The organism is Limosilactobacillus walteri, assembly GCF_014830205.1.
Taxonomy (GTDB): Bacteria; Bacillota; Bacilli; order Lactobacillales; family Lactobacillaceae; genus Limosilactobacillus; species Limosilactobacillus walteri.
The window spans coordinates 36,673-49,020 of sequence record NZ_QORN01000017.1 but is presented as its reverse complement, the minus strand read 5'-3'; the positions used below and the strand labels follow the sequence as shown (position 1 = coordinate 49,020).

At 38.9% G+C, this 12,348-nt stretch carries 10 protein-coding genes and 1 other annotated feature (1 of these 11 only partly in view); all 10 genes read right to left on the bottom strand.

Features of this window, described 5'->3' with window-relative positions; all coding sequences use genetic code 11:
* Positions 1 to 117 (bottom strand) — a binding site (T-box leader) (it extends 229 nt beyond the left edge of the window).
* A 50-nt stretch (positions 118 to 167) separates the two neighbouring features.
* Complete coding sequence (mreD, locus tag DTK66_RS04620) at positions 168 to 704, bottom strand: rod shape-determining protein MreD (protein ID WP_153930232.1); 537 nt, start codon at positions 702 to 704, stop codon at positions 168 to 170.
* 5 nt (positions 705 to 709) lie between these two features.
* A complete protein-coding gene (gene mreC, locus DTK66_RS04615; protein ID WP_153930233.1) occupies positions 710 to 1,567 on the bottom strand; it encodes a rod shape-determining protein MreC in 858 nt (285 codons plus the stop codon).
* A 136-nt stretch (positions 1,568 to 1,703) separates the two neighbouring features.
* Positions 1,704 to 2,705 (bottom strand): rod shape-determining protein, encoded by a 1,002-nt coding sequence (locus DTK66_RS04610; protein WP_153930250.1) that lies wholly within the window; start codon positions 2,703 to 2,705, stop codon positions 1,704 to 1,706.
* Positions 2,706 to 2,840: 135 nt separating this feature from the next.
* The gene (locus DTK66_RS04605) at positions 2,841 to 3,467 is read right to left on the bottom strand and encodes a JAB domain-containing protein (protein ID WP_153930234.1); all 627 of its coding nucleotides are present in this window, start codon (positions 3,465 to 3,467) and stop codon (positions 2,841 to 2,843) included.
* A gap of 66 nt (positions 3,468 to 3,533) precedes the next feature.
* Positions 3,534 to 4,847: a bifunctional folylpolyglutamate synthase/dihydrofolate synthase gene (locus DTK66_RS04600; RefSeq protein ID WP_191667942.1), complete on the bottom strand. Its 1,314-nt coding sequence runs from the start codon at positions 4,845 to 4,847 to the stop codon at positions 3,534 to 3,536.
* 132 nt (positions 4,848 to 4,979) lie between these two features.
* A complete protein-coding gene (locus tag DTK66_RS04595; RefSeq protein WP_153930235.1) occupies positions 4,980 to 6,197 on the bottom strand; it encodes an NAD(P)/FAD-dependent oxidoreductase in 1,218 nt (405 codons plus the stop codon).
* 66 nt (positions 6,198 to 6,263) lie between these two features.
* Positions 6,264 to 8,009 (bottom strand): thiol reductant ABC exporter subunit CydC, encoded by a 1,746-nt coding sequence (gene cydC, locus DTK66_RS04590; RefSeq protein WP_153930236.1) that lies wholly within the window; start codon positions 8,007 to 8,009, stop codon positions 6,264 to 6,266.
* Positions 8,002 to 9,732, bottom strand: coding sequence for a thiol reductant ABC exporter subunit CydD (cydD, locus tag DTK66_RS04585; protein ID WP_153930237.1), 1,731 nt, complete (start codon positions 9,730 to 9,732; stop codon positions 8,002 to 8,004). The genes cydC and cydD overlap by 8 nt, the downstream gene beginning before the upstream one ends.
* Before the next feature lie 5 nt (positions 9,733 to 9,737).
* Positions 9,738 to 10,754, bottom strand: coding sequence for a cytochrome d ubiquinol oxidase subunit II (gene cydB, locus DTK66_RS04580; RefSeq protein WP_153930238.1), 1,017 nt, complete (start codon positions 10,752 to 10,754; stop codon positions 9,738 to 9,740).
* Positions 10,755 to 12,176, bottom strand: a complete 1,422-nt coding sequence (locus DTK66_RS04575; RefSeq protein WP_153930239.1) for a cytochrome ubiquinol oxidase subunit I — start codon at positions 12,174 to 12,176, stop codon at positions 10,755 to 10,757.
* Positions 12,177 to 12,348: the final 172 nt, after the last annotated feature.

The window sequence follows — 12,348 nt, the reverse complement described above, 5'->3', positions numbered from 1 at the left end:
TGGACTTCAGAAGACCAACTCACAGATGTGATTCAAACTTTAGTATAGGTCTACTTCCACCAACCAAGACTCTCTTTGCTATACTTAAAATTCTACTAGTCTGTTCACTGTCATTTATGATGTTGTAAATATCCTATACTGTAATACCATTCATGTCAAGCATTATTTTAAATTTGGTTATCATCTATCGACCATCGATATAGTGCTCTAATTGGCCAAAAAAGCACAACAAAATAAATTAGGTTTAAGGCTAACGTTGGTGCTAACGTATAAACAAGATAATCACCAAAGCCAACATTAGTAATATCAATAAGGTAATAAGCCCAATAATTAAGGGTTTCAAATACTACAAGATCGACAAAATAAATCATAATCATCGATAGGAATGATGAACTAAAATAGTGCGATAAAAATTTTGTCATCGCAACTACGAGCGGGTATAAAAATATATATAATCCTAAAATACCAGAAAAATATAAATCGTATACTGCTCCTGCTGCAATAGCAAATGGAATTAGCGGTATTTCAATATCATCTTGAAAAAAGTAGGATAATACTAGCCACAATAAAACAAGTTCACTAACCATTGAATATGGGTAGCTAAAAAACAGCGGCGCCCACACATGGCTCAAGGCGCCATCCAAAAACAAACAAACAAACAGCCCTATTGGGAATATATATTTTAATCGTGATAATCGGTACATACTTATCACTCCTGTGAGGCGGCTTCAGCAACTGTAACAATATTAATATCATTAAAATCAGTTGCCGGAGTAATATAAATCTTCTGAGCAAGGCCATAATCATCTTTACCGACGCGAGATACCCGACCAACGTAAAGCCCTTTAGGAGTAATGCCACCCATTCCGCTTGTGACTACTTTTGTTCCCTTTTTTATCTTCGCTTTTGAAGTTACTTGACCCATTTCAAGTTCGTTATTTGCTTCATCATAGCCAGTAATAATACCATTAACAACCTTACCATTTTGACCATCTACAGTAATGGCAAAACGATTTGAAGATTCACTAGTATCACTTAGTAATTCAACCTTACTATTAGTCTTATTAACTTCGGTAATTCGACCAATCAAACCACTGCCACTCATCACGGGCATATTTTTCTTAATGCCACTAGATTGTCCCTTATTAATCACTAACTGTCGCTGCCAAGATGATGGCGTACGCATCAAAACTGCAGCAGTGACCGTATTATAGTCAGTCATCGAATTATTTAATTTTAACTGTTGTTTTAATTGCTTGTTTTCATGTGCCAAAGTCTGATCGCGGACCTTAGTTTGTGCTAATTCTGTCACCTGTTGTTTTAACTCACGGTTCTCAGAATAAGTATTCATTAAACCGTTCACTGAACTAACACTCGTCTGTGCCCAATTTACGGGGAGGGCAACTGCACTATCAACAAACCCAACAATATCATTCCCAAATTGTTGGATAATTGGTGGTGTATTTCGTCTATTCCGTAAAGAGACAGAGCCTGCCATTAATCCAAAGCAAATAACTAGAATTACCACAGCAATAACTAATCGGCGATTGGAAAAAAATTTCTGCATTATGTCCCTCCAATGCATACACAAGGTAATTAAGACGGGGCTTGCCAAACAATCTTGCCTGGCGATGAGCCCCGTTAACCATTAGTTAGTACCAATGATGATTTACTTATGACCTCTTAATGCTAGAGAATCATGGTTATTTTTTCTTCATTACATCAATACTCTTTAATGACTCACCAGTACCAATAGCAACACAATCTAGTGGATCATTGGCAATAAAGACTGGTACTTTGGTAGCATCAGCAATTACATCTGGTAAATGCTTCAATAATGCTCCTCCACCAGTTAGGACAATCCCATGGTCGATAACATCGGCAGCAATTTCAGGGGATGTTTCTTCTAATGTACCTTTAATTGCAGTAATAATACTATCAACAACATCTTGTAAAGCCGTCGATACGTCCTTTGCCGATACCTGCATTGTCTTTGGTAAGCCGGTAACAAGGTCACGACCACGTACCTGGGTTGTTCCCATTTCTTCTGCTGCCTCAACTGATGCAGAGCCAATATCCCACTTAAGCTTTTCGGCGGTTCGTTCCCCAATCAATAAATTCATATGCTGACGAACATACTGAACAATTGCATCATTCATTTTATCGCCAGCCATTCGAATAGAGCGGCTCGATACAATACCGCCTAAAGAAATAGTAGCAACATCAGTAGTACCACCACCAATATCAACAACCATGCTTCCAGTAGGATCCATTACTGGTAAGCCAGCTCCAATCGCCGCAGCAAATGGCTCCTCAATCACGTAGGCATCACGAGCACCAGCTACACGAGTCGCATCGATAACTGCACGTTTTTCAACTTCTGTAATACCGCTTGGTACACATACCATCACATATGGTTTTCCATTATTTCCTAACGTTTTATCAATATAATACTTCATCATTGCAACAGTCGTGTCGTAATCCGCAATGACACCATCCTTCATTGGCCGGATGGCAACAATACTTTCTGGTGTTCGCCCAATCATATCACGGGCATCACTGCCAACGGAAATTACTTCGTTGGTCTTAGCATTACGGGCAACAACTGATGGTTCACGCAATACAATTCCTTTTCCTTCAAGGTAGACAATTGTATTTGCGGTACCAAGGTCAATGCCAAGATTTTTTGTTCCGATTCCTAGCAATCTGCTTCTTCCCTTCATCTTTAAAATCAAATTAATATCGTGCATATTATACCATAGCCTCTCGGTACATACGAACATTAATATACATTAATACTGATAAAGAGACGCTATCTCACGCAGAAATTAAAAATTTCTTTACTTTTTAAAAAGTGACTTATCTTCACGCCAACTATAATAGGAGTCCCGCCCAACAATCATAAAATCAAGGAGGTGAATTCCTATAATTTCGCAGCCACGTTCCAGACGACGAGTGAAAGAGTCATCTTGATTAGATGGCCGAATATCACCAGTTGGATGGTTATGAATCATCACAATCCCATGCGCGGAACATTGAAGAGCATACTGAAAAATCTTATCAGGATATGTCACACATTCACATCCGCCACCGATAAATAATACTTTCCAGTCAATAATTTCATTATGAATATCGGTACATGCAATGCAAATATTTTCCTGCTCTTCTCCTTGGAATCGTGCAACCATGCTGCGGCCAAGTTCTACACTAGAATAAGCATGACCTACAATCTTTTCATGGCTTTTTGCTACTAACTGTCCTAACTCAAGCGCTGTAAAAAAGTTAACCATTTCTGGCGCCCAATCTAGCAGCTCTTCTTTTTCCGCTCGTGATAATCGTTTGATCGCTAACGGAGTAGGACATTTGCGCAAAAATCGCTGGCATAATTCTTGCTTTTTAGTACCCGTGCTCTCAGGAAATGCGTCAAATACTAACTTTACATAGTGATTAATCATTTCATTTTCCATAAATAAACATTCTCCTTTTTAACCCTCTATATATTTAAATACGAAAAATTTTTGATTTTGCACTTTTTATTTTGTAAATAATTTACGAACATCTGAAATAAAGTAGAGTGAGCCTGTAATAATCATTACATCTTCTGCATTCATTTGACGCGCAATTTCACTAATTCCAAGCTGCCATTCATCTGCAACTTGAACGGGATATTTGGTTGGAATATCGCTGATTCCTTCTTTAAGATCTGCACTTGGCCGCTTTGGCCCTGGCCCAGCAAAGTGTGTTACTACTAAATGAACGTTTCCTAGGCTTGCAAGTTCACCGAGCATTAAATCGTATTGTTTATCAGCTAAAATAGCAACAAGAATATAAACTTCTCTTTCAGCAAAATCCTCTTTAATTGTTTTAACCAGTGCTTGAATTCCTGGCAAATTATGAGCACCATCAAGTAATACTAACGGCACTTCGTTAACCTCTTCAAGTCGTCCCGGCCATGTGGTCTCCTTAAGTCCTTTAATTAATGCATGACGATCAAGAGTAAGTTCTTGTTGTTTCATAAAAGTTTCAACAGCCGCAATCGCAACTGCAGCATTTTCAACTTGGTAATCCCCGCCTAAACCCAGCTTAGCCTCTAAACAATGTATTTGGGGACTCTGATATTTTATTTTGGCCAAAAATTGGTGACGATGAATTTTTTGAACAAAAAATTCATTTCCTAGTTCGCATATAGGCGCCTGCTTACGCTTAGCATCATTAATAATTGTTTCTCTTGCCTCTTGCGGTAAATCACCAATCACAACTGGAACCTGCTCTTTTATTATTCCAGCTTTTTGCGTTGCAATTTTTGTTAATGTATCGCCAAGATATTTCATGTGATCCCACCCTACTGTTGTAATTACACTAACAATCGGTGTAATTACATTTGTAGAATCGTAAAGCCCCCCAATACCAACTTCCAATAGTACAACATCAGGTTTCTTTTCAGCCATGTAGCAAAACATTAATGCCGCATCGATTTCAAACTCAGTCGGCCCGCCTGTTGGTAGCTCACAATCTAATTTTTTGACAACCGGTTCAATTCGTTGTACTAATCGTAACAGGTCATCATCACTAATCTGAACGCCATTATACCCAATCCGTTCATTAAAGCGGGTAATAAACGGGGAGGTAAAACTTCCAACTGTGAGGCCTTGTTCTAGCAAGACAGAGCGCATCATGGCTACAACTGATCCTTTTCCATTTGTTCCTGTTATATGGACATAGTTTAATCCTGCTTGCGGATCACCAAGTTCTTTTAAAAATCTTTTCATGCGGTTCAAGGTCGGTAACTTCTTAAATTTTGTCCGCCCATGAATAAAAGATAACGCTTCTTCATAAGTTTTTATCATTTTCATCACCCACTACCTATCTAACCATAAGACCCAAACTACCGACAAGTAAAAATAAGCCTTACATAGTACAAACACAACACAAAAAAGGACCAAGAAAGTCATGCTTTCTCAGCCCCGTGCTTTTAAATTTTAATGGTAAAGGTCGAACCGGCCTTTTGCTAGTAGTTCTTTGATACCGCCAGTTTCCATTAATGAACGGTCCGCAATAAGTTTTTTCATAACTGATGCCGGATAGCCACGAAGTTCGTGACCTAGCGCATTACCATAAGCTTTAGTATTCCCATATGATGCTACAGTTCCTAACGACTTATAAACAAATGGTTTTTCTTCATGCTCGCCAGTCTTAATCCTAGTAGCGATGTCGTCAGCAGCATAATCGGCCATTGCTAGGGCAATTTGCGCCGTTGTCGGGTACGGACGCTTGCCATCAGGTGGCATTACTGCAGCTACATCTCCTAAAATGTAAACATCATCATGTTTAGGATCCGTTAAGTGTGGTGTTACCATTACACGACCCCGTTTTTCATCAAAGCCGCTTTCTTTCATTAATGGACTACCACTCACACCAGTTGTCCAGATAATTGTCCCTGCATTCATTGATTGTTCTTGGCTTTCATCAGCGTGCCGATAATAAACCGTACCTGGATCGATTTTAGAGATCCGTGACCCGTCTAATAATTGAACATTTGATTCTTTAATAAGCTCGACCCCATAGTCAGCAAGCTTTTCATTAAACATTGGCAAAAGACGGGTAGCCGCTTCCACTAGTGTTATTTTAATTTTAGCGGGTGAAACACCAGCAAGTTTAGCATAACTTGGCCGTGCCTCAACTAGTGCTCCAGCCAATTCAATTCCAGTAAATCCACCACCACAAATAATAATATGCAAATCATCTGGATTTTGTGTCTTCCGATAATCACGCATCTTGCTAATAATATGGTCATAGATTGCAGAAGCTTGTTTTAGATTCGTCATTGGGAAAGCATTCTCTTCTGCTCCAGGAACACCAAACGTTTCTGAAACAAATCCAAGACCTACTACACAATAATCGTAATGAAGCAATTCATCATGTCCTGCTAATTTAACCGCCTTGTTGTCAGGATCAATCTTAACTACTTTTGCTTGAATAAATGTTGTAATCCGCGGTTTTACCACATCTCTAATATGATAAGAAATCTTGGAAACACTTTGCGTCCCCGCAGCAGCTTCATGTAAATCAGTAGTTTCATAGTGATAGTCGTTTTGATCAACTAGAGTAATGTGAACACTGTCCTTCAACTTTTTTTGTAGTAAGACGACAGTTTTTAAGCCAGCATAGCCAGCGCCAAGTACAACAATCTCTTTCATCGTTACTCATCCCTTCATTATGTGTTCTATATTAATATTATAAACGTATTTTTGAACTTAAAAAAGTTAATTACCCTCATCGGCCAGTTTAAGCATTCGATAATGTTGATTCGTTTTTTGTAAATCAACGGGGCTTCCTTGCATTGCAATTGTTCCGTTTTCAATAAAGACAACTTGATCCATCATTTCAATACCTTGTAAATGGTGGGTTATCCAAATCAAGGTTTTGCCCTTCAACTGCTCCATAAAGGTCTCAATAACCTGCTCTTCAGTTAGGGGGTCTAACCCAACAGTTGGTTCATCCAAAAGAATAATTGGTGCATCCTTTAATAAAATCCGCGCAAGCGACAAACGATGACGTTCACCGCCCGAAAACCGTAACCCAGCCTCATCGACCATCGTGTGGAGGCCCTTAGGTAAGCGCTGAACCATTGATGCCAATCCAACACGTTTCAGCACTTCCCATACCTGCTCTTCACTAGCATTTTCGTTACCCAAACGAATATTATTTAAAATCGTTGTATTAAAAAGATACGGGGACTGGTGAACGATGCCAATATAATCCGAAATCTGGTCACCAAATTCATCCGTTGGTATTCCATTTAATGTAACTGAACCGGCCGTTGGCTTTCGGTCACCACGAATCAGACTTGCCAATGTACTCTTCCCTGCACCGCTACGACCAAGAATCGCTAATTTTTCACCAGGCTTAATATTAAGATTAATCCCCCGCAACACCATTTGTTCAGTCTGCGGATAGCGATATTTCAGATCTTTAACTTTTAAATTATAAGGAGCAGTAATGTTAATATCTTTAGCAACAGTTAATTGTGGTTGAGGTAATTTATTCAACCGATTTAATGAATCGGTATAGACATTAGTTTGTTGGGCAGCTGTTGGTAGACTAGATAATACTTCATCAAGCGGGAAAACGCAGAGAACAAAAGCGGCAATCCAGTTGGCACTTCCACCCCAGTGCCCGCCAAAACGAGCTGCTCCCCATAAAATCAAGCTGACTACAACTAACAAAATCATTACTTGTAAAATAAAATCTCGCCAATGTTCGAACCGCTTCATTGCTTTTTGCGACGCTAGTAAATGCTGTTCACTTTGGTCATGGTAACTTAAATATTCAGCACTACGCCCGGCAAAAACCCAATCAGTAATTCCCATAATATTATCAGTTAAATCAGCGTAAAGAGTATTAGTATATTGTTTTTCCAACTGTTGGCGGGCACCATTAACTAATACCGACCAGACAGGAATCGCAATAATTATTAAGCCGAATAAAATCAACATTAACAATCCCATCAGCGGCGATATAACGCCCATACCAATAACGATTATCGCATATAAACCAAAAGCAACAAGAGTGGGGAAAATTGTCCGTAAATATAAATTTTGAATGTGAGCAACATCTTCTGATAAAAGTCCTAAAATATCACCAATCCGATATTTACTGTTAAAGAAAACGGCATCTTGCTCTAATGAATCATAAAGTTTCTTTCGAAAAGCGGACGTCATCTTAAAGACCCAGTTATGACTTGCTAACCGCTCAAAATAATTTGTTACTGGGCGAAAAATCCCGAAAGCACGAGTCAGTACAATTGGAACATAAACTAATAAAATATTAAACGGCATTGTTGCCGATTTACTAATCAAATAACCAGCAGTGAACATCAAGCCACTCGCACAAATAAAAGTAATAATTCCAAGAGTAATAGCTAAAACAAGCGTCCACTTATAACGTTTGAGAAACGGCTTTACCCACCGATCATGTTTCATCGCTTTTAATAATGGTATCTTACCCATGGGCAACCTCCTTTCCCTGCGTTTGTTGCATTAACTCATTAAAGTAACCTTGTTGGTCTAGCAGCTGCTGATAAGTACCCTGCTCAAGTAATTTACCGTCTTTTAAAACAAGAATATAATCCATTTGTTTCATCCAGTGAAGCCGATGGGTGGCAAAGAAGACCAGCCGGTTTTTCATTAATGGAATCATCCGTTGCTTTAGTTCTAACTCAGTTTCGATATCTAAGTGGGCTGTCGGTTCATCGAAAATCATCACTTTTCTTGCGGGGTCGAGAAAAGCACGCGCCAGCGCAATCCGCTGTGCCTGTCCTCCACTGAGTGCCCGGTGACCATTCCCAATCATTGTTGAAAGCCCCTTTGGCAGTTCAGCCACTAGATTATCTAACCCTACCACATGAACAGCCTCTTTAATTTTTTCCTCTGATACATTTGGAGTATAGAAAGCAATATTATTTCTTAGAGTATCAGCAAAAATATATGGTGTTTGCGGAATATATAAGATTTGCTCTTGCCAGTCTTTAATATTTAAGGTATCCACTGACTGTTTTTGAATATTAATCTGTCCTGATGTTGGAGCTAAAAATCCACTTAATAGGTTAATCAAGGTTGTTTTACCAGCTCCACTCATTCCAATTATGCCAATCTTTTGATTTCCGCTAACCGTTAAATCAAGGCCCGCTAATTCACTACCATCATCAGGATATGCAAATTTAACATCTTTAAGCACTAACTGGTCATTAGCTTGCCACTGATGGAGGCTGATGTTGGGCTGTTTTGGCAATGGCATATTGATAATCCGCAGAACCGCATGAAATGAATTTTTACCATTCAACGTTGCGTGGTAATCACTGGCAAAGTTTCTAATCGGCAAAAAGTATTCCGGCGCTAGAATTAAAATTGCTAATGCTGGAAATAGTAGTAAATGTCCATTAATCAACCTTAAACCAAGGAAAACGGCAAGAATGGCAATTGCCAATGTTGTAAAGAAGTCCAAAGCAAAAGTTGATAACATTGCAACCTTAATTACGCTCATCGTTGATTTTCGGAAGCGTTCACTCGACCGATAGATACTTCGTGAATACTTCTTACTCAAGCCAAAGTACTTCAATGTATCGATTCCCCGCAAAGAATCAATAAAGTGATTAGACAATACTTGGAAAGCGGCAAATTGACGATCTGCCTTAGCCTTTGCTGCATATCCTAAAATAATCATAAATAAGACAATTAAAGGATAAACAAGTAGCATTACTACTCCAGAAATCCAGTCAAGGCAAAAACAAACTATTAAAATAATTAGCGGTATTATCATCATGCTAATAACTTTGCTGTAAATTAGCTGAATGTAATTCTCAACTTCTTTAATTCCATCAAGGGCCAAAGTTACCATATTACCAGTACCCTCGCGTTGAACAATTGCCGGGCCCAATTCAAACACCTTTTTCAATAACTGCTTCCGAAAATTTTGGGCAGCAGTTCGCGAATATTGATCAAGCCAAGTGTTACCTACTTCTGTTAATCCGTGACGAAAAAGGTAGCAAACAATAAATCCACTTAACCAGTAAAGCTGGCTCGGCAAAGAATGTCCCTGCCATAAGCCAGTCAATAAGGCGGCCAAACTCAAGCCTTGACCAAGGATAAGAAAAGCTTGTAGGACATAAAGCCCCACAAGCTTAATCATGATATGTCTGCTCCCCTTTATTTTGAAGAGTAGTCGATCAATCATAAAATTTATTTAACCTCCGGAATAGCTGGCATTGCGATCCGCTTACGGAAAATCCAATAAGCCCAAATCGTATATGCCAAAACAAATGGCAATAAGCAACATGTAGCAATGGTCATTACTACCAAAGTGTATTCCGTTGATGATGCATTTTGAATAAGCAAATCATACTTAGGACTAATACTACTGATCAGTACCCGTGGGAAAAGACCGATAAAGATCAATACTACCAAAGATACGAGAGTCAACCCGCTTGAAATAAAGGCAATTAGTTCATGACCAGCAAAGGTTTCAACGTGAGCAAGAACTGAGAAACCAACAATTAATACAAGCATAATAATTGTTCCAATTGGGTGAACACTCATAAAGTCGGTCATAAAGATCAATAGCAATGCAAAGACAACTTCACCAGCATAAAGAATCCAATATAGGAATTCTGCATAGTTCCGTGCACGTTCTTGAACAGGACCTGTTGTTTTTAATGCAATGTAGTTAATCCCATGAAGATATGTTAACAGCAATAAAGCAATTCCACCAACTACCGAAATCCAGTTAAAGTAATCAAAGAAACCAGCATGGAAATTACCATTAGCATCAATTGGCATTCCATGAATCATGCTGACAAACATGATTCCCAGAAAGAATGGAACAATTGCGCTTCCGATTGCTAATGCCCAGTCCCAAAAACGTTTCTGTGGCATTGGACTCTTGCTCCGAAATTCAAATGAAACACCACGAATAATAAGTCCGGCTAAAATAGCTAATAAAATTAAGTAGTAACCACTAAATAAGCTAGCGTACCAATATGGGAATGAAGCAAACATGGCACCACCAGCAGTGATTAGCCAAACTTCATTAGCATCCCATACAGGTCCAATTGTTTGAACCACCTGATCACGTTCACTTTCATCGTGAGCAAGCGTTTCAACCGCCATTCCTACTCCATAGTCAAATCCATCAAGGAAGAAGAAGCCGGCAAACAGCACTCCAATCAAAATGAACCATAGTAATTGAAGAAAACTCATTTAGAACGCCTCCTTATCAAATGGATCAAGAACCTTCTTAAATTTAGGTTCAACTGCTTCGGAAGGATCCTTTCTTAATTCACGAACAATTAACCAAATTAAAGTAATTGCTAAGGTCGTAAATAAGACGAAGTAAATGATGTTTGAAGTTAGCAAGGAGCCAACCGAAACATTTGGCGATACACTTTCCGCAATCGTAAACAAACCGTAGACAGTCCAAGGATCACGACCAAATTCAGTAACAAACCAACCAGCAGTATTACCGATAAATGGCAGGAAGGTCGTTATAGCAATGCACCATAATGCCCACCGCCGTTGCGAGAGTGGTTTCTTACTCTTTTCACGGGTCATAATTAAACCAACCAATGAAACTAGGAAGATCCATGCACCAATACCACACATAATTCTAAAGCTGTAGAACAAAGTGTTTACTGGTGGATAGAAGTCAATATCCTTTCCATACTTCTTCTTAAACTGCGCATTGAGTTCGTTCATCCCAGTAACAGCCCCCGTTGTTTTATGGTATGACAAAATACTTAAAACATCGGGAATATCAACATTGTACTTTACCTCATGGTCCTTCATGTCAGCAATTCCGACAACTGTCCATGGTGCACGTTTGCCAGTAGTGTTAAATACATCTTCAGTAGCGGCAAACTTCATTGGCTGTTCCTTAATTAAGTACTGCATTTGGGCATCCCCAAGGGCAATTCCACCGATAGAGAAGATTAAGGAAAAGAGCAAACCAATTCGCATTGACTTCTTGTAAAACTTCTTATTAGCCTCTGTGAGCTTATTGTTCTTCTTTAGCAATTGGAATGCAGTTAAACCGGCAATAATGATCCCGCCCATCATAATAGCGTTAAGGATAACATGTCCGTATTCATACCATAATTGCGGGTTCTTCAATAAAGCTCCAAAGTTGACCATAACAGCACGACCACCTTTTACTTCATAGCCGACTGGATGTTGCATAAAGGAGTTAGCAGTTAAAATCCATAAAGCAGATGTTAACGAACCAATACTTGTCATCCAGATAAAGAAGAGGTGAACCCCTGGCTTAACCTTTTTCCAAGTAAACACCCACAAGCCAATAAATGTAGATTCCATAAAGAATGATAGCAATGCTTCTAGGGCAAGCGGGGCACCAAAAATATCACCCATAAATCGTGAGTAGTCAGACCAGTTCATCCCAAATTGGAACTCCTGAATCAAACCTGTAACAACACCAACGGCAAAACTTAATAGGAAAATATTTCCCCAGTATTTTGCCATTTTTTTGTATGTTTCATCTTTAGTAGAAACATACATGCTTTCCATAATGGCGACGATGAATGCTGTCCCAATAGAAAATGGAACAAAGAAGAAGTGATAAACCGTCGTCATGGCAAATTGGAAACGCGCCAGACTAAGAATAGTCATTACAAATACCTCCCTCCGAAGTACATCAGAAAAATAAAATAGTTGAAACCGTTTCCCGTTTCTACATATTTAATCATAATACTTGTGATAAATAATTACAATCAATAAATAACAAATATGTGGGATATTCGTTAATTTAATCGCTTACTTATCAGCTTTTTATTCCTTATCA